Origin of the sequence: Kribbella orskensis (assembly GCF_004342085.1) — a bacterium.
GTDB lineage: Bacteria > Actinomycetota > Actinomycetes > Propionibacteriales > Kribbellaceae > Kribbella > Kribbella orskensis.
Genome location: NZ_SLWM01000008.1, coordinates 1 through 17268 on the forward strand (window position 1 = coordinate 1; position 17268 = coordinate 17268).

Below are 17268 nucleotides of genomic sequence, written 5' to 3' on the forward strand. Positions count from 1 at the left end.
TCCGTTCCTGGATCAGGCCCTGATGCGCCCGGGCCAGCACCTTGACCCCGGCCGCGAGCGGCGAGTCGGGCTCGGTGACGCGGAGCTGGTGGCGCTCGACCCATGGCCCGGCCGTTGGCGGGTCTCGGTGGATCATCTGTGGTCCTCGGACTGCTAGAGTTTGTGATGAAAGCCCCGGTGGACCGCTGACCTTGGTCATGTCGCCGGGGCCTCTGACTTTCCGGCCCGGCAGCCAGCCACTTGGTTGGTGAGCCGGGTTCTGCGCGTTCGGGTAGTCGCTGTCAGAGGCGCCAGGATTTGTTGTTGAGGTGCAGCCAGCGGAGGAAGTGTTTGGCTTGGCGTTGGGTGCTTAGGGGGCCGGTCAGGAGGTCTGCGGCGATCTGGGCCGGGGCTACGGTGCGGCTGTTGGTAGGGCGGGTTCGGGCTCGGATGAAGACGATGTCGGTTGCCGGTTCGGCTAGGAGGACGTTGGCGCGGGGGCCTGCGGGCGTGAGGTTCCAGCCTGCTGCAGCGGCGTTTGCGTCCGGGGTGTAGATCATCGCGGAGCGTGGGGCTGTGCCGTCGGCCCAATGAGCAGCGGCGAGTGGGCCGGTGACCGCGTGGGGGATTCCCGCGGTGTGGATCCGGGTCATCAGCGGTTCCAGGCCGCGAGGTGCATTCCAGCGGGTCAGGCGGTTGTTGCGGACGAAGCCGAGGTCGTCGGTCCAGCGACGGAGGAGCGGCGCCCAGTCCGGTACGGCGATGGCGCCGGGTGAATGGCGCGCCACGAGACCTTCAGCCTCGAGCAGATCGACGATCCGATGGACCTGCGGGGTGGGGATCTTCGTGATCGAGACGAGGTCGCGCGTGGTCCACAGGCCGTTGTAGTCGAGGAGCGCTCTGACGACCGCGGCTGTGTCGGCTCCCTGCAACGTTCCCGCAGTACCCGGTTTCCGCCAAGGGTCGCGGTCGGTACCGCGGTCGGAGATGAACAGGTCGGGGCGCAGTACGTTCAGCAGCAGGTTGCCGGTGCAGTCGGCAAAGGCGAGACCGGTCTCGGTCAGGCGCCTGCGCACCGGGGCGGACAGGTGATCGGCGACGACCAGCCCAGGACGGCCTGTCTCGTTCAGTTGGTTGCGGAGCCGCGGCACGTCCTGGACCTCGACGGTCTGGTGGATCGACAAGCGCAGCTCGACTGACAGGCCTTCCGGCGAGGTCAGGATTGTTCCCGGCTCGATGCGCCAGCCGCTGGGCAGACGGTCCGCGAGCACGAGCAGGGCGCGAGCCCTCAGCTGGTCGCAGGTAGGAGCCTCATCCACGGCGATGGCCTTTCACTAGGGAGTCAGCTGGAGGGTGGTGACGGGGGTCCAGTGGTAGAGGTGGGGGGAGCGGGTGAGGGTGATGAGGGAGACGGACGCGACGGTGGTGATGGCCGTTTGGGCGGGGGCTTCGGCGAGCTTGGCGAGTAAGGGCGCGGCGGGGGCTGGGGTGGTGAAGTAGCCGAGGGTGATGTGGGGGTTGAGGGCGGGGAGTTCCGGGACGGCATCTGGGCCCCAGACGTCGCCGATGGCGGCGCGGATCGTGTTGCGGAGGCGTTGGAGTGGCTCGGCCGGGGTGACGGGCAGTTGGACGGTCTCCGGGTCGACCACGGCCGGGCCGATCGTCACGTCGAAGGGCGAGAAGCGCTCCAGCCGGCTCTCGGCCGCCTCGGTGATCGCCCGCAGTTCGCCCGGCTCCACCCGGTCCGCGAAGCCAACGCCCTGCAGGGTCAGGTGCAACCACTCGAGCGGCACCGGCGCGATCCCTGGCATCGCCGCGACCACCGCCTCGTACGCACAGAACAGGCGCGCGACGGCAGGATCGTCGGCGAAGGTCAGGTGCCACGTATAGAAGGAGCGGTCCTCACGCCAGCCGGGACGCAGGTACCAGTGGTCGCGGACTTCGTCGAACATCTCGGGGCTCCCGTCAGTCGAGCCGGCCGCGCGTGGTCGCGGGGCGGCGGATGAACTCGCGGATGCCCTCGTGCATCGCGCGGGCCTTCGGTTCCTCGGCGTACCGCTCGGTCCTGGTGATCGCCGCGACCTCGCTGATCCGGTGGATCAACGGCCGGACGCGGTACTCCGTGGGGGTGGCGAGCACGGCGCCGAGTGCTTCCAGCGCGCCGTCCAGCACGCCGAGCTCGAGGCGCGCCTTCACCTGCTGCAGGCGGACCATCCGCTCGGACCCGTAGTTGCGCAGGGAATGCGGAGCCGCTTCGAACAGCGCGACCCCCCGGTCGGCGTGGTCGAGCGTGTACTGCGCTTCGCCGAGTGCCAGATGGGCGTCTGACCAGATCCCCTCGGCGCGTTCCGGAGTACAGAGAAAGGGGCCGCCGAGCTCGGTCAGGCCCGGCTTGATCCGGGTGTGCTTCGCGTTGTGCAGGGCGTCCCGGGCGTCGTCGATGCGGCCGCACCGCGCCAGGTCCACCGCCGCCACGCTCGCGAGGAACAGCGCGGACGTGCCCGCGGCGTACTGGAGTCCGTCCTCGGCGTACCGCGCGGCGCGGGTGAAGTCGTCCTGCCAGAAGGCGGCCGTGTGCTGGGTCGCGCGCACCCACGCGCGGAGCTCGTCGTTCCCCGCCGCCTCGGCGCACGCCCACGCGGTCCGAGTGTGGCTCTCCGCGATGTCCGGCCGGCCGAGGTCCACCGACATCCAGCCGAGGAGCGTGAGCGCCCACCCGGCCGCGGCGTACAGATCGCGCGTCTGGCTCGGTGGCTGCCTCCCGGCGAGCAGCCGGAACGCGCGGTCGCGGATCGCCCGGCAGCGCAGGAAGAGCGGCTTGGTCGGCACCTTGAGGTAGTTCTGCGCGATCCGGCGGATGTCCGCGTGCAGTTGCTCGACGGTGAGGTCGCCGACGTTCGACTCCTCCGCCAGCGCCAGCAGCGCGACCGACTCGTCACCCGCGTCGACCACGTCGTCCTCGAGCCCGATCGTCGAGCAACTGCTCAGGTCCAGGTCGAGCTGACCGGCCGCGCCCGGCGGCGGGGCGAAGCCGATCTCGTTGTCGGTGGCAACGTTCAGGACGAACCGCAGCCCGGATCGGTACGCCGCGCCCGGCCAGCGCACCGCACCACGTTCGAGCTTGGCGATGTAGTGCCCGTCCAGGTCGTACTGCGTATCGGTGGTCTCCCACAACCAGGTGCAGACGGCCTCCGCCAGCTCCGCGCGGGACATGTGTTCACCTGGTGCGCGGCGCGACGGGGTCCGCTCCCGCGCCGCCCGCAACAACCCGTTGGCCTCTGACATGGCCGCCACTGTAGGGGTCCGAACACGCTCCGCGATGGCCGAAAAGGCCCCTGTGGACGACTTGCCCCACGATGCCCCGAGATGCCCCGCGATGGCCCGGATCCCTGCCCCGCGAGAAGGTCTCCCAACACCACCCCTGGGTGCGCTATGGGGTCACACCCTAGGGTGACCGTGTGGCTGAAGAGGCGATCACTACGTTGCGTGCGGAACTCCGGAGTTTCGGCCGGGCCGAGGAAGGCTTCGCGCTGCTGGAGACGTTCCTCGAGGTCGCGCTGCCGCGGTTGAGCGACACGGTGATCGACCCGCGCGGCCTGGTGCTGCCGAACGAGATGACCGACGACCGTGCGGTGGTGCAGGGGCTGATCGACGAGATCGCCGCCGACCGGGAGCCGGCGCGGCGCCTGCTGACCGCGGCCGAGCGCTCCTATGACGTCGGGGACGAGCAGAGCCGCTGGGACTTCACCCGGCTCGCCTACTGCTCCGCCTCGGCCTCCGTCTGGAGCAAGGGCAGGCGCACCACGTACTTCGAGGTGGTACACCACGACCGAGCCACCTACTGGCTCCCGGACAGCCTCAAGGCGGAGTACTTCGACCGCATCTCCACCAAGGGCTGGGCCATCCCGGAGGCGTGGCTCCAGGCGATCCCCAAGCAGCCCAAGCCCTGGTGGAAGCGCGGGCGCTAGCCGATGGCCGGCAGCCGTTCGAGCGCCTTGGCGACGGACGCCTGGAGATCGGCGTCATCCCAGGCCCGGTCAGTCATCGAGCCGGACAGGTAGGCGTCGTACGCCGCCAGGTCCAGGTGACCGTGTCCGCACAGGGCGGTCAGGATGACCTTCTCCTCGCCGGACTCCTTGCAGCGCTGGGCTTCCTCGATCGTGGCGGCCAGCGCGTGGGTCGGCTCCGGCGCCGGCACGATGCCCTCGGCCCGGGCGAACAGCACGCCCGCGGCGAAGCACTCGGACTGCGCCTTGGCGATCGCCTCCAGCTCGCCGGTCTCGTAGAGGTGGCTGATCAGCGGGCTCATCCCGTGGTACCGCAGGCCGCCGGCGTGGATCGGGTCCGGGACGAAGTCGTGCCCGAGGGTGTGCATCTTCATCAGCGGCGTCATCCCGATCGTGTCGCCGAAGTCGTACGCGTAGGTGCCCTGGGTCAGCGACGGGCAGGCCTCCGGCTCCACCGCGCGCACCACCGGGGCCATCCGCCCGGCCCACTTCTCCCGCAGGAACGGGAACGCCAGCCCGCCGAAGTTCGAGCCGCCGCCGGTACAGCCGACCAGCAGGTCCGGGGTCTCGCCGACCATCGAGAGCTGGATCAGGGCTTCCTCGCCGATGATCGTCTGGTGCAGCAGGACGTGGTTCAGCACGCTGCCGAGCGCATAGTGGATGGTCGGGTCCTGCAAGGCCATCTCGACCGCCTCGCTGATCGCGATGCCGAGCGAGCCGCTGGAGTCGGGGTCCTCGGCCAGGATCTTGCGGCCGGACTCGGTGAGCTCGGACGGGCTCGGGTGCACGGTCGCCCCGAAGACCTCCATCATCGTCCGCCGGTACGGCTTCTGGTCGTATGACGCCCGCACCTGCCAGACCTCGCACTCCAGCCCGTACTGCGCGCACGCGAACGCCAGGGCGGTTCCCCACTGGCCCGCGCCGGTCTCGGTGGTCAGCTTCCGGATCCCGGCCTTCGCGTTGTAGTAGGCCTGCGGGACCGCCGTGTTCGGCTTGTGCGAGCCGGCCGGGGAGACACCTTCGTACTTGTAGTAGATCCGAGCCGGCGTATCGAGCGCCTTCTCCAGCCGGTGCGCCCGGTAGAGCGGACTCGGCCGCCACAGCCGGTACACGTCGAGCACCTCACCCGGGATGTCGACGTACTGGTCCTGCGACACCTCCTGCAGGATCAGATCCATCGGGAACAGCGGCGCCAGGTCGTCCGGCCCCACCGGCTGCCCGGTGCCGGGATGCAGCACCGGCGGCGGTGGCGTCGGCAGATCGTGCAGCACGTTGTACCAGCGGGTCGGCAGCTCGTCCTCGGGCAGCAAGATCTTGGTCGGCATCATCTCCGCAAAGTAAGGCCGCCCACGGACCCCGCGCAATCCCCGCCCCGCGCGATCGGGTGGGGCGAGACCGGCTGGCGGCTAGTACGCGGGTTCTGGTGCAGGTGAGTGTGCGGGCTGGGTGACGCCGAGCCAGGTGTCGATGTCGGTCAGGAGGGTCTTCTGTACTTCGGCTGGTGCTGTGGAGGCGAGCACCGACCCACGTGCTAGATCCGCAAGCTCAGCGTCCGTGAAGCCGTGCACGCTGCGGGCGGTCTCGTACTGCTCGGCGAGGCGGGAGCCGAACAGCAGCGGGTCGTCCGCTCCCAGCGCGATTCGTGCGCCCGCCTCGTACAGCTGGCGCAGTGGCACGTCTTCCGCACGCTGGTAGACGCCGAGCGAGACGTTGGATGCCGGGCAGACCTCCAGGGCGACCTGGGCGTCGACCAGGCGCTTCAACAGGTCCGGGTCCTCGACCGAGCGCACGCCGTGGCCGATCCGGCCCGCTCCGAGCTCGTCCAAGCACGTCCGCACCGTCGCGGGCCCGCACAGCTCGCCGCCATGCGGAGTCGCCAGCAGCCCCGCGTTCCGCGCGATCCGGAAGGCCGGGGCGAACTCCGACGTCGTCCCGCGCCGCTCGTCGTTGGACAACCCGAACCCGACGACACCACGTCCGAAGTACTGCGCCGCGAGCCGGGCGAGGGTACGCGCGTCGAGCGGGTGACGGGTTCGGTTCGCCGCGATGACCACTTGTACTGCGATGCCGGTGGTGGCCGACGCGTCGCGGGCGGCGTCGAGCACCAGATCGGTGAAGTCGGTGATCCCGTGGAAGCGGTTCGCGTAGCCGGAGGGGTCGACCTGGATCTCCAGCCAGCGGGACCCGTCGGCCCGGTCGTCCTCGGCGGCCTCGCGGACCAGCCGGCGCACGTCGTCCTCGGTCCGCAGTACGGAGCGGGCGATGTCGTAGAGGCGCTGGAACCGGAACCAGCCGCGCTCGTCGGCCGCGGACAGCTCCGGCGGCCAGTCGGTGCGGAGGGCGTCGGGCAACCGGACGCCGTGCTTGTCGGCCAGCTCGACCAGCGTCAGGTGCCGCATCGAGCCGGTGAAGTGCAGGTGCAGGTGGGTCTTCGGCAGCAGCCGCAGGTCCCGATCCGTCATCACAGAAGGTTACCGAGACCTGGCCCGACCCACGAAACCGGGCGGGCGCTGCAGAGGTTCTGCTGCGCCCGCCCGAGGGGTGATCAGGTGTTGGTCAGCTCAGGAGCTTGGCGATGCGGGAGACGCCTTCGGTGAGGTCCGCGTCGCCCAGGGCATAGGACAGGCGCAGGTAGCCCGGGGCGCCGAAAGCCTCGCCCGGGACGACCGCGACCTCGGCCTCGTCGAGGATGATGGCGGCGAGTTCGGCGGACGTGGTGGCGGTCCGGCCGTTGATCTCCCGGCCGAGCACACCCTTGACCGACGGGTACGCGTAGAACGCGCCGGTCGGCTCCGGGCACTCGACGCCGGGGATCTCGTTCAGCATCTGCACCATCGTCTTGCGGCGCCGGTCGAAGGCGACCTTCATCTCGTCGACGGCGCTCAGGTCGCCGGTCAGCGCGGCGATCGCGGCCCGCTGCGCGACGTTGCAGACGTTCGAGGTCTGGTGCGACTGCAGGTTCGTCGCGGCCTTGATGACGTCCTTCGGGCCGATCATCCAGCCGACCCGCCAGCCGGTCATCGCGTACGTCTTGGCGACCCCGTTCAGCACCACGGTCCGGTCCGCGAGCTCCGGTACGGCGACCGGCAGCGAGGTGGACTCGGTGTCGCCGTAGGTGAGGTGCTCGTAGATCTCGTCGGTGATCACCCAGATGTCGTGCTCCAGCGCCCAGCGGCCGATCGCCTCGACCGCCTCCGGGGTGTCCACCGCGCCGGTCGGGTTCGACGGCGAGCAGAACAGCAGCGCCTTCGTCTTCTCGGTCCGGGCCGCCTCGAGCTGCTCGACGGTGACCAGGTAGTCCTGGCTCTCGTCCGCCAGCACCTCGACCGGCACCCCGCCGGCCAGCTGGATCGCCTCCGGGTAGGTGGTCCAGTACGGCGCCGGCAGCAGCACCTCGTCGCCCGGGTCGAGCAGCGTCGCGAAGGTGTTGTAGACGGCATGCTTGCCACCGTTGGTCACCAGGACCTGCGCGGCCTCGATCTCGTACCCCGAATCCCGCTTCGTCTTGTCGACGATCGCCTGCTTCAGCTCGGGCAACCCGCCCGCCGGGCTGTAGCGGTGGTTCTTCGGATCGCGAGCGGCCTCGACGGCTGCCTCGACGATGTAGTCCGGCGTCGGGAAGTCCGGTTCGCCGGCGCCGAAGCCGATCACCGGCCGGCCGGCCGCCTTCAGGGCCTTCGCCTTCGCGTCGACAGCGAGGGTGGCCGATTCACTGATTGCACCGATACGTGCGGAGATGCGGGAGACCATGGCTCCCATCCTGACACTGCCGCCCGTGCGCTGACATCTGGGTATCACCTGCTGACCGTCCGTGCCTCTCCGCCCGCCGCAAGGTGGTGCCCCGGGGCTGGTCGGAACTGTCACGAGCCCCCTGGCGTTGGGTGCTGCGTGGAGACGGTATGGTTCTGCCCGCAGTACGACGTCCGGCCGGAAGTGCACGGGAGTTCGGCGCCGTGGCGGGGAGCCGGAGCGGCCTGGGGCTCAGTTCGACCAGGTGGCCCCGACCCCGTACACTCTTCTAGTCCGGGCGTAGATGGCCCTGACTCGGCATGCCCGAGATCAGGTCCAGCGGCGTTCGGAACTTTGCAGAGGGCACTAGCTCAACTGGCAGAGCATCGGTCTCCAAAACCGAAGGTTGGGGGTTCAAGTCCCTCGTGCCCTGCAAATCCTGACCGGCGAAGGGCCGGCCAGGCCGCCGCTAGCGAAAGAGGTAGGTCGTGACGGAGACGCGCACCCCGGCACCGTCCGGCGCCGGCAAGCCTGCGGAGAGCAAGTCGGGCAACCGCCTGCTGCGCTTCTACCGCCAGGTGGTCGCCGAGCTCCGCAAGGTCGTCTGGCCGACCCGCAAGCAGCTTTCCACCTACTTCGTGGTCGTCCTGACCTTCGTGGTGTTCGTCATCGCGATCGTGTCGGTGCTCGACCTCGCCTTCGGCTGGGCGATGTTCAAGATCTTCGGCTGATCCCGGCCGCCCCGAACCACCAGCCCGAGCTCACCGGTTCCACCACCCCGATGCACAGATGACGGAGTACAACGTGTCCGACCAGCGCGACGACGAGGTCCTCGACGTGGAGGACGAGTTCGACGTATCCGCTGACTCCGACGACGATCTCGACTTCGACCTCGACGACTCGGACGACGATGACGACGACCTGTTCAAGGCCGACGACGACGACCCGTTCGTGGAGCTCGACGTAGAGGCCTCCGTCGACGAGGACGATGACGACGTGCCGGTCGCCGCCGACAGCGAGTACTCCGCCGACGACGAGGCCGAGGACGGCCCGGCCGACACCGACGACTCCGACGACGAGCCGGTGGTGGTCGTCGCGGCCGCCAGCGCCGCCGAGGACGACGAGGTGGTGACCGAGGCGGACATCGAGGACGCCACGGACGAGCTGGCCGCCGAGACCGCCGAGACCGCGCCGGACGACACTACCGAGCCCGAGACCGAGCCCGACGAGGTCGTCTACGCCAGCGACGAAGCTCCCGAGGCCGTCGCGGACGAGGCCGAGGTCGAGGAAGTGGTCGCCGAGCAGGTCGAGCCGGAGGAGCCGGGCGACCCGCTGGAGGAGCTGCGCAGCACGCTGCGCTCCCAGATCGGCGACTGGTACGTGGTGCACACGTACTCAGGGATGGAGAACCGGGTCAAGGGCAACCTGGAGAACCGGATCAACTCCCTGAACATGGAGGACTACATCTTCGAGATCGTCGTGCCGACCGAAGAGGTCGCCGAGATCAAGAACGGGCAGCGCCGGATGGTCAAGCGCACCGTGCTCCCCGGCTACGTGCTGGTCCGGATGGACCTGACCGACGAGTCCTGGTCGACCGTGCGGCACACGCCGTCGGTGACCGGCTTCGTCGGGAACAGCCAGAAGCCCGTCCCGCTCAGCCTCGAAGAGGTCGAGAAGATGCTCGCTCCGGCCGTCGTGGCGGCGGCCGAGGCGGCGGCTGCCGAGACCGGTGCCGCACCCACCAAGACCGCGGCCAAGAAGAAGGTCGAGGTCGCCGACTTCGGTGTGGGCGACTCGGTCATGGTGGTCGACGGGCCGTTCGCGACCCTGCACGCCACGATCACGGAGATCAATGCCGACGCCCAGAGGATCAAGGCGCTGGTGGAGATCTTCGGCCGGGAGACCCCGGTGGAACTCAGCTTCAGCCAGATCCAGAAAGTCTAAGGACCCGAGAGAATGCCTCCCAAGAAGAAGATCGCTGCCCTCGTGAAGGTGCAGCTCCAGGCCGGTGCCGCGACGCCGGCCCCGCCGGTCGGTACCGCGCTCGGTCCGCACGGCGTCAACATCATGGAGTTCTGCAAGGCGTACAACGCCCAGACGGAGTCCATGCGCGGAAACGTCGTGCCGGTCGAGATCACCATCTACGAAGACCGCTCCTTCACCTTCATCACCAAGACGCCGCCGGCGCCGGAGATGATCAAGAAGGCCGCGGGCCTGCAGAAGGGTTCGGCCGTCCCGCAGAAGGACAAGGTCGGCAAGATCACCAAGGACCAGGTCCGCGAGATCGCCACCACCAAGATGCCGGACCTGAACGCCCGGGACATCGACGCCGCGATGAAGATCATCGAGGGCACCGCCCGCTCGATGGGTGTCGTCGTCGAGAAATAAGTCCCACCGCACCGTCGTTGGAACTTTGAGCACCACCAGTACCCGTGGAAGGGCGAAGCGCCGCCCGTGACACCACATCCCAGAGAGGAACACTCATGACTCAGCGCAGCAAGAGCTACCGCGCGATCGCGGAGAAGATCGACTTCGACCACCTGTACACCCCGCTCGAGGCGATCAAGTTCGCCAAGCAGGGCGCGACCGGCAAGAAGTTCAACTCCACCATCGATGTCGCGATGCGCCTCGGGGTCGACCCCCGCAAGGCCGACCAGATGGTGCGCGGCACCGTCAACCTTCCGCACGGCACCGGCAAGACGGCACGGGTCCTCGTCTTCGCCACCGGTGAGAAGGCCGAGGCCGCCCGGGCCGCCGGCGCCGACTTCGTCGGCGACGACGACCTGATCAAGAAGGTGACGGACGGCTGGCTCGACTTCGACGCCGTCGTCGCCACCCCCGACCTGATGGGCAAGGTCGGCCGGCTGGGCCGCGTGCTCGGCCCGCGTGGTCTGATGCCGAACCCGAAGACCGGTACGGTCACCCCGGACGTGACGAAGGCTGTCACCGACATCAAGGGCGGCAAGATCGAGTTCCGGGTCGACCGGCACGCGAACCTGCACTTCATCATCGGCAAGGTCTCCTTCGACGAGGCCCAGCTGGTGGAGAACTACAGCGCCGCGCTGGAGGAGATTCTCCGGCTGAAGCCCTCCAGCTCGAAGGGCCGCTACATCAAGAAGACCGTCTTCTCGACGACGATGGGTCCGGGCGTCCAGGTCGACCCGAACGCCACCCACAACCTGCTCGAGGAGAACCCCGAGGCCTGAGCCTCGCGGTCTCGTAGTACCCGCAGGACAAACGAAATGCCCCGGTCGGCGGACCGGGGCATTTCGCTGTCTCTACTGATACCCGCGTCCCCATCGCAACAGCGCGACCACGCGGTAGCCGCACCTGTGATCAACGATAGGACCGGATCAAGCGCTCCCGCAGTGAAGTCGCAGCGCCCTCCGGTACGGACTCCGGGCGGCGGTCGGATCGGGGCGAATCAGCGGGCAACGAGGTCCGGGGTCAGGTCGGCGATACGCTGACAGCCGGCCAGGCGGAGGGCGTGCTCGAACTCTGCGCCCAGGTCGCCGAGCAGGCGGGTGACCGCGTCGGAACTGCCGACCGTGAGTGCCCAGAGCGCCGGCCGGCCGACGAAGACGGCGTGAGCGCCGAGGGCGAGGGCGGCGAGGATGTGCTCCCCGCGCCGGATCCCGCCGTCGACGTAGATCTCGGCGCCGGTGCCCTCGAGGGCCTCCGCGACCTCGGGCAGCGCCTGCGCGGTCGAGATGGAGCCGTCGAGCTGGCGGCCGCCGTGGTTCGACACGATCACCCCGGCCGCTCCCGCGTCGACGCAGCGCTTGGCGTCGTCGCCGCGCAGGACGCCTTTGACCAGGACCGGGAGCCCGGTGCGCTCACCGAGCCAGCCGATCACGTCCGGCGTCAGGTCGTCGGCCTTGCCGAGGTCTTCCGCGGTGTACTGACTCTCGTCGAGGTTCGCCAGCAGGTGGCCCGACTGGATCACCTCCCAGACCGTCGGCCCGTCGTCCTCCTTGCGGCCGACCACCGGGGTGTCGGCGGTCAGGATGACGGCCCGCGCGCCGGCCGCGACCGCCGCGTCCAGCATCTTGACTGTCACCTCGCGGTTCCTCACCACGTAGATCTGCAGCCACCAGGGCGCACCCGTCGCCCCGATCTCGGCGAACGTCGTACCGGCGTTGCTCGACACTCCCATTACCGAGTTCGCCGCGGCGACGCCCGCCGACATCGCCGCCTCGCCGCCCGGATCGGCCTGCCGCTGCATCGTGGTCGGAGCCACCAGCACCGGCAGGTCGACCGGCGTACCGAGCACTGTGGTCGAGATGTCCACGGTCGACACGTCGGTGAGCACGCGGGGACGGAAGCGGTACGAGCTCCAGGCCGCGACGGCCTCGCCCGCGCTGATCCCACCGGCGGAGCCCTGCCGGAAATACCGGTGCAATGGCTCCGGCAGCTTCTCGGCGGCCGCCTCCTCCAGGCTGTCGATCCATCGCATAGGCCTGATCCTGCCATCCGGAAGGCGCTGTCGGAAGGCGCGTGCCGGCAGGTGGCCAAGCCAGGAAAGAGGTTGCCCAGCCAGGTAAAGTTGGTCCCGTGAAGCAGTACGAGCGGCGATTTCTCCGCCCCGGCCGGCACAGCGGTGCCGACGGGGTGAGCTGCTGCTGCGCTCTCTCCTGAGGTGACCGCGGCCGGTCGGGGTGTCTGTCCCCCTCGAACCCGCTGCTCCCTTGGAGAGAACTCCGATGTCTGTTCTGACCGCTGAAGAACTGAACAACACTCTTGCTCTGCGCGACCTCGCCGACCCGGCCCAGGGACCGCACGCGATCCAGCTGATCGTCGAGCAGCTCCGTACCGCGCTCGGCCACGCGTGGCCGTACACCGAGATCTGGACCCGCCGAGATCACCCGGTCGTCTCGCTCGCCGACAACTACGACAACCTCGGGTACGCCGCCGGGGCGGTCACCCGCGAGGCGCGGTATACGCGCTACGCCTCGGAAGGCGAAGTACTGCGCAGTCATACGTCGGCGATGATCCCGCCGGCGCTGCGCGAGCTCGGCGCGTCCGACTCGACCGACGTGCTGATGGTGTGCGCGGGGATCTGCTACCGGCGCGACTCAGTCGACTGGCAGCACACCGGTACGCCGCACCAGCTGGATCTGTGGCGGATCAGCCGCAACGTGACGCTCGGGGAGCCCGAGCTGGAGGAAATGATCGCCCGGCTGGTGGCCACTGTGCTGCCCGGGCAGACCTACCGGACTGTGCCGGCGGTCCACCCGTACACGACCCACGGCCGGCAGATCGACGTGCTGCTCGACGACCAGTGGATCGAGATCGGCGAGTGCGGGGTCGCGGCGCCTCACGTACTGCGCACGGCCGGGCTCGACGAGAGCTGGACGGGCCTGGCGATGGGGCCTGGCCTGGACCGGTTGCTCATGCTGCGCAAGGGGATCCGGGACATCCGGTTGCTTCGGTCAACGGATCCCCGGGTCGCCGAGCAGATGCTCGACCTGCAGCCGTACAAGCCGGTCTCCGCGATGCCCGCGGTACGGCGTGATCTGTCGGTGGTGGTCGGGCCGGACGTCGACACCTCGGCCGAGGTGCTCGGCGACCGCGTCCGCAACGCCCTCGGCCCCGACGCGGACGCCGCGGAATCCGTCGAGGTCCGCGGCGAGACGTCGTACGACAACCTGCCGGAGGCGGCGCGAACCCGGCTGCAGCTCGAGCCGGGGCAACGCAACGTCCTGGTCAGGCTGATCCTCAGGCCACTGGACCGGACGCTCACCGACGCCGAGGCCAACCACCTCCGCGACCTGGTCTACACGGCTCTGCATGAAGGCCCGGTGCTCGAACTGATCGGGTAGCAAGTACCTCCGGGGCTGGTGGTGAACACCAGCCCCGGAGGGATCAGCGCAACGCTGCGCAGAAGGTGGATGCCTTCTCGGTGATGTCGGCCCAGCGGCCGGCTGCCACGTCGGCCGGTGACACCACGTCGGTCCCGGCGCTGACCGCCAGCGCGCCGGCGTCGAGGAACTGCCGGGCGTTGCCGGCGTTCACACCGCCGGACGGGACCAGCGGTACGCCGGGGAACGGCCCGCCGAGGTCCTTCAGGTACTTCGGTCCCAGGTGGTGCGCCGGGAAGATCTTCACCGCGTCGGAGCCGAGCGCGACCGCGGTCATCACCTCGGACGGGGTGAACGCGCCGAGCACGATCGGGATCCCCGCGTCGTGCGCCGCCGCCACGATCGCAGCCGCTTCAGGACCCTGCCCGGGCGTGACCAGGAACTGCGCGCCTGCGTCGACCGCGGCGCGAGCCTGCTCCGCGGTCTGCACGGTGCCGGCGCCCACCACGGCTCCGGTGTCGCCGGAAGCGGCGCGGTCCAGGTGCCGCGGCAGGTCCGGGGTGGTGAACGTCAGCTCGATCACATGGATGCCGCCGGCAACGAGCGCCGAGCACAGGTCCCGCGCGTCGTCGATCGCCGGCGCCCGTACGACGCTCAGCACGCGGTCGCTGCGGAGCAGGTCCAGGGTGGTCATGCACTCTCTCCTCGGTTGGTTGCGGTACGGCGGATCGCGCGCCCGGGCAGTGCGTCGGTACGCCGGCCGTCGGCGATCACGGGGACGCCACCGACCAGGACCCAGGGGATCCCTTCGGCCTGCTGCCGGGGGTTGTCGAAGGTCGCGGTGTCGCGCACGGTCGCCGGGTCGAACAGCACCAGATCGGCGTGATACCCCTCACGGACCAGCCCGCGATCGTTCAACCGGAGGCGGCCTGCGGGACGGCCGGTCAGGTGGTGCACGCAGTCCTCGAGCTCGAGCACGCCCAGCTCGCGGACGTAGCGCGCGAGGTAGCGGGGGAAGGTGCCCCAGGCCCGGGGGTGCGGTTTGCCGCCGACCAGGATCGCGTCCGAACCACCGGTGTGGGCCGGGTGCTTCATGATCGCCCGCACGTTCTCCTCGTGCCCGATGTGCTGCAGGATCGTGGTCGCCAGGTTGTCCCGGACCAGCAGGTCGAAGAACACCCAGGACGGGGGTTTGCCGATGCCGGCCGCGATCGCCGCGACGGTGTTGCCCACCGCGCCGCTCAGGGTCTGGTTCCGCACGCCGCTGATCTCGATGGTGTTCCAGTCCGTCACGCAGCCGTGGCTGCCGTCGGTGCCGACCTGCTCCAGCTCGTAGGCGATCCGCTCGCGATCAGCCGGGTCGGCGAGCCTGGCCAGCAACGCGTCCGGGCCACCTTCGGCGGTCCAGCTCGGCAGGATCGCCGACAAAGTGGTTGCCCCCGGCAAATAAGGATAGGTGTCGGTGGTGATGTCGATGCCACCGGCCAGCGCCTCGTCGATCATCGCCAGCAGGTCGACGCCTCGACCTTTGTTCGGCTCGAAATTCATCGTCGCGTGGGTGAGGTGGAGCGCGCAGCCGGACTCCCGCGCCACGTCGACCATCTCGCCGTACGCCTCCAGCGCGCCCTTGCCGTACGACCGCTGGTGCGGGCTGTAGTAGCCGCCGTACTCCGCGACCAGCCGGCACAGCTCGATCAGTTCGGCGGTGTCGGCGAACATCCCGGGGGTGTACGTGAGCCCGCTGCTCATCCCGACGGCGCCTTGCTCGAGGCCCTCGGCGAGCAGCCGCTTCATCTCCGCGAGCTCGGTGGAGGTGGCCGGGCGGTTGGCGGTGCCGACCACCATCATCCGCAGCGTGCCCTGCGGGACCAGGTACGCAGCGTTGCAGGCGATCCCCCGATCCAGCCGGTCGAGGTACCCGGCGACGCTGGACCAGGAGAAGTCGAAGTCGTCCGGCTCGCCGTTCCACCCGGCGATCTGGCGCCGTACCGCGGAACGGGTGGCGTCGTCGATCGGCGCGAACGACAGGCCGTCCTGGCCGAGCACCTCCAGCGTGACGCCCTGGCTGACCTTCGCCAGGTGGTCCGGGTTGGCCAGGATCTGCAGGTCCGAGTGGGCGTGCATGTCGATAAAGCCGGGGGACAGCACCAGCCCGTCCGCCGGGATGGTCCATGACGCAGCCGGCAGGTCGTTGCCGATGGCCACGATCCGGCCGGCGTCGACGGCGACGTCGGCCCGCACTCCGGGCGCGCCGGTGCCGTCGACCACGGTCGCGCCGGTGATCAGCAGTTCGGTCATCAGGGGATCGCCGGCCCGTCAGAAGAAGGTGCGGACCAGGTCGACCACGAATGGGTCGTCGGCATCCGGGTCGTCGATGACCGGGATCAGCCCCCACTTGTCGAAGGCCGTGCATGGGTGCGACAGGCCGACCCGCAGCTCGTCCCCGATCACCAGCGGCGGTTCGCCGTCCGGGGAGAAGCGGAGGAACCCGTGCTGGTCGTTCAGCTTGGTCACCGTCATCCCGTCGACCGGCCGGGCGGAGTCCCCGGCGGCCCGCGGCCGGAGTACCTGCGGCTCGGGCATGCCCTCGTCGAAGGGCAGGTCGCGCTTGCCGGCGTCGAAGATCGCCAGCCCTGGTTCGGGTTGCGAGGTGACCCGTATCCAGCCGTGCATGGCCGGGATCAGCCGTTCGCCGTCGGTACGCGGTGCCGACCCGAGCGGCGACACCTTCCGGTAGTACCCGTCGTCGTGCGCGATGTAAGCGCCGGACCGCAGCACCACCCGCGCCCCGTTCTTGCCGAGCGGTGCGAGCACCTCGGCCACCTGCTCGAAGTACGCGCTGCCGCCGGCGCTGACCACCGGTACGACGTCAGCGTCGTACCGGTCCTGCTCCTGCAGGCTGGTGTGGACCGCGGCGAGGTCGCGGAGGTACGAGCGGACGTGTTCGAGCCCGGCCTCGTCAGCCCCGCGCGCGATCGCTCCTTCGTAGCCGGCCACCCCGGCCAGGCGCAGGGTCCGCGAGTCGGCGATCGCGTTGCCCACCGCGACTCCGGTCGCGACATCGCGCACACCGGTCCGGCCGCCGGCCCCACCGACCTCGACCAGTACGTCGAGCCGCCGGGCGTCGGGACCGATGTGGGCAGCGCGAGCGGCGTCCAGCAGTTCGACCGTGCGGACCGAGTCGGCCCAGACCATCACCTCGAAGTCCGGGTCGGCCGCGAGCTCGTCCGCGATCCACCGCAACTGCAGCGGGGAGATCACCGAGTTGGCGATCATCACCCGGCTCACTCCGTAGGTCCGGGCGACCCCGAGCTGGAAGGCGTTCGCCAGCGTGATCGCCCAGGAGCCGGCCTCGAGCTGAGCCGCCCAGAGCGCCGGGGCCATCGTGGTCTTGCCGTGCGGCGCGAGGTCGACGCCGTGCTCGGCGCACCAGCGGGCGAGGGTGGCGACGTTGTGCTGAAGGCCGGGCGCGGACAACGTGAGCAGCGGAGTCGGCAGATTGGACAGGCGTGGCTTGCCGGCCAGCACCTCGGCGACGGTCCGGCCCCAGAAGGACGGTGGCAACGCCTTGTCCTGCCAGCTGATCGGCTGGTCCGCCAGAGCGGCGACGGCGGCGGCATCGTACGAAGCTGACATGACGTCCTCTGCTGATCGATGATCGGTTTGGCGGGGCTAAGTCTGGGCCCAAGCTACTCCGATTGCATATGACGCAACAGTCGTTGCGCATTCTGACGTGCCGGTTGTAGCATCAC

At 69.6% G+C, this 17268-nt stretch carries 16 protein-coding genes and 1 tRNA gene; 7 read left to right on the forward strand and 10 right to left on the reverse strand.

Annotation, left to right across the window (positions count from 1 at the left end):
* Positions 1-281: 281 nt before the first annotated feature.
* From EV644_RS21925 to EV644_RS21935, 3 genes are read right to left on the reverse strand one after another with little or no spacing between them, the layout of a single operon-like run.
* The gene (locus tag EV644_RS21925; RefSeq protein WP_132190576.1) at positions 282-1298 is read right to left on the reverse strand and encodes a hypothetical protein; all 1017 of its coding nucleotides are present in this window, start codon (positions 1296-1298) and stop codon (positions 282-284) included.
* Positions 1299-1313: 15 nt separating this feature from the next.
* On the reverse strand, positions 1314-1931 hold the full coding sequence (locus tag EV644_RS21930; RefSeq protein WP_132190577.1) for a 2'-5' RNA ligase family protein: 618 nt from the start codon (positions 1929-1931) through the stop codon (positions 1314-1316).
* A 13-nt stretch (positions 1932-1944) separates the two neighbouring features.
* A complete protein-coding gene (locus tag EV644_RS21935) occupies positions 1945-3264 on the reverse strand; it encodes an NsdA family TPR-like regulatory protein (protein WP_241998611.1) in 1320 nt (439 codons plus the stop codon).
* A gap of 173 nt (positions 3265-3437) precedes the next feature.
* On the opposite strand from EV644_RS21935, the gene EV644_RS21940 reads away from it, so the two are divergent.
* Complete coding sequence (locus EV644_RS21940) at positions 3438-3947, forward strand: hypothetical protein (RefSeq protein WP_132190578.1); 510 nt, start codon at positions 3438-3440, stop codon at positions 3945-3947.
* Here the strand turns inward: EV644_RS21940 and EV644_RS21945 are convergent.
* The 3 genes from EV644_RS21945 to EV644_RS21955 all read right to left on the reverse strand — a co-directional run bounded on the left by EV644_RS21945 (position 3944) and on the right by EV644_RS21955 (position 7736).
* Positions 3944-5314 carry a TrpB-like pyridoxal phosphate-dependent enzyme gene (locus EV644_RS21945; protein WP_132190579.1) on the reverse strand — a complete coding sequence of 457 codons (1371 nt, stop codon included), beginning with the start codon at positions 5312-5314 and terminating at the stop codon, positions 3944-3946. The genes EV644_RS21940 and EV644_RS21945 overlap by 4 nt on opposite strands.
* Positions 5315-5392: 78 nt before the next feature.
* Positions 5393-6448 (reverse strand): adenosine deaminase, encoded by a 1056-nt coding sequence (locus EV644_RS21950; protein ID WP_132190580.1) that lies wholly within the window; start codon positions 6446-6448, stop codon positions 5393-5395.
* Positions 6449-6542: 94 nt separating this feature from the next.
* Entirely contained in the window at positions 6543-7736 is a 1194-nt protein-coding gene (locus EV644_RS21955; RefSeq protein WP_132190581.1) for a pyridoxal phosphate-dependent aminotransferase, read from the reverse strand.
* Positions 7737-8075: 339 nt separating this feature from the next.
* Between EV644_RS21955 and EV644_RS21960 the strand changes: the two genes are divergently transcribed.
* From EV644_RS21960 to rplA, 5 genes are all read left to right on the forward strand, one after another.
* A tRNA-Trp gene (locus tag EV644_RS21960) sits at positions 8076-8148 on the forward strand.
* Positions 8149-8203: 55 nt separating this feature from the next.
* Positions 8204-8446 (forward strand): preprotein translocase subunit SecE, encoded by a 243-nt coding sequence (secE, locus tag EV644_RS21965; RefSeq protein WP_020388149.1) that lies wholly within the window; start codon positions 8204-8206, stop codon positions 8444-8446.
* A 58-nt stretch (positions 8447-8504) separates the two neighbouring features.
* Positions 8505-9659 carry a transcription termination/antitermination protein NusG gene (nusG, locus tag EV644_RS21970; RefSeq protein ID WP_132190582.1) on the forward strand — a complete coding sequence of 385 codons (1155 nt, stop codon included), beginning with the start codon at positions 8505-8507 and terminating at the stop codon, positions 9657-9659.
* Positions 9660-9671: 12 nt separating this feature from the next.
* Positions 9672-10103, forward strand: a complete 432-nt coding sequence (gene rplK, locus EV644_RS21975) for a 50S ribosomal protein L11 (RefSeq protein WP_132190583.1) — start codon at positions 9672-9674, stop codon at positions 10101-10103.
* 95 nt (positions 10104-10198) lie between these two features.
* Positions 10199-10921 carry a 50S ribosomal protein L1 gene (gene rplA, locus EV644_RS21980; RefSeq protein WP_132190584.1) on the forward strand — a complete coding sequence of 241 codons (723 nt, stop codon included), beginning with the start codon at positions 10199-10201 and terminating at the stop codon, positions 10919-10921.
* 218 nt (positions 10922-11139) lie between these two features.
* Here the strand turns inward: rplA and EV644_RS21985 are convergent, their stop codons facing one another.
* Positions 11140-12171 (reverse strand): alpha-hydroxy acid oxidase, encoded by a 1032-nt coding sequence (locus tag EV644_RS21985; RefSeq protein ID WP_132190585.1) that lies wholly within the window; start codon positions 12169-12171, stop codon positions 11140-11142.
* A 247-nt stretch (positions 12172-12418) separates the two neighbouring features.
* On the opposite strand from EV644_RS21985, the gene srmL reads away from it, so the two are divergent.
* Positions 12419-13537 carry a PheS-related mystery ligase SrmL gene (gene srmL, locus EV644_RS21990; protein WP_132190586.1) on the forward strand — a complete coding sequence of 373 codons (1119 nt, stop codon included), beginning with the start codon at positions 12419-12421 and terminating at the stop codon, positions 13535-13537.
* A 43-nt stretch (positions 13538-13580) separates the two neighbouring features.
* Here the strand turns inward: srmL and EV644_RS21995 are convergent, their stop codons facing one another.
* Genes EV644_RS21995 through EV644_RS22005 form a run of 3 tightly spaced genes read right to left on the reverse strand, consistent with a single transcriptional unit; the run spans position 13581 to position 17152 of the window.
* A complete protein-coding gene (locus EV644_RS21995) occupies positions 13581-14210 on the reverse strand; it encodes a bifunctional 4-hydroxy-2-oxoglutarate aldolase/2-dehydro-3-deoxy-phosphogluconate aldolase (RefSeq protein ID WP_132190587.1) in 630 nt (209 codons plus the stop codon).
* On the reverse strand, positions 14207-15814 hold the full coding sequence (locus EV644_RS22000; RefSeq protein ID WP_132190588.1) for an N-acyl-D-amino-acid deacylase family protein: 1608 nt from the start codon (positions 15812-15814) through the stop codon (positions 14207-14209). The genes EV644_RS21995 and EV644_RS22000 overlap by 4 nt, the downstream gene beginning before the upstream one ends.
* A gap of 18 nt (positions 15815-15832) precedes the next feature.
* Positions 15833-17152, reverse strand: coding sequence for a type III PLP-dependent enzyme domain-containing protein (locus EV644_RS22005; protein ID WP_132190589.1), 1320 nt, complete (start codon positions 17150-17152; stop codon positions 15833-15835).
* Between the last annotated feature and the right edge of the window lie 116 nt (positions 17153-17268).

Coding starts and splice junctions, on each gene's coding strand:
- EV644_RS21995 (WP_132190587.1), bottom strand. CDS start 14,210: ATGACCACCCTGGACCTGCTCCGCAGCGACCGCGTGCTGAGCGTCGTA.
- nusG (WP_132190582.1), top strand. CDS start 8,505: ATGACGGAGTACAACGTGTCCGACCAGCGCGACGACGAGGTCCTCGAC.
- srmL (WP_132190586.1), top strand. CDS start 12,419: ATGTCTGTTCTGACCGCTGAAGAACTGAACAACACTCTTGCTCTGCGC.
- EV644_RS21955 (WP_132190581.1), bottom strand. CDS start 7,736: ATGGTCTCCCGCATCTCCGCACGTATCGGTGCAATCAGTGAATCGGCC.
- rplA (WP_132190584.1), top strand. CDS start 10,199: ATGACTCAGCGCAGCAAGAGCTACCGCGCGATCGCGGAGAAGATCGAC.
- EV644_RS21935 (WP_241998611.1), bottom strand. CDS start 3,264: ATGTCAGAGGCCAACGGGTTGTTGCGGGCGGCGCGGGAGCGGACCCCG.
- EV644_RS22000 (WP_132190588.1), bottom strand. CDS start 15,814: ATGACCGAACTGCTGATCACCGGCGCGACCGTGGTCGACGGCACCGGC.
- EV644_RS21985 (WP_132190585.1), bottom strand. CDS start 12,171: ATGCGATGGATCGACAGCCTGGAGGAGGCGGCCGCCGAGAAGCTGCCG.
- EV644_RS21950 (WP_132190580.1), bottom strand. CDS start 6,448: ATGACGGATCGGGACCTGCGGCTGCTGCCGAAGACCCACCTGCACCTG.
- EV644_RS21945 (WP_132190579.1), bottom strand. CDS start 5,314: ATGATGCCGACCAAGATCTTGCTGCCCGAGGACGAGCTGCCGACCCGC.
- EV644_RS21930 (WP_132190577.1), bottom strand. CDS start 1,931: ATGTTCGACGAAGTCCGCGACCACTGGTACCTGCGTCCCGGCTGGCGT.
- EV644_RS22005 (WP_132190589.1), bottom strand. CDS start 17,152: ATGTCAGCTTCGTACGATGCCGCCGCCGTCGCCGCTCTGGCGGACCAG.
- rplK (WP_132190583.1), top strand. CDS start 9,672: ATGCCTCCCAAGAAGAAGATCGCTGCCCTCGTGAAGGTGCAGCTCCAG.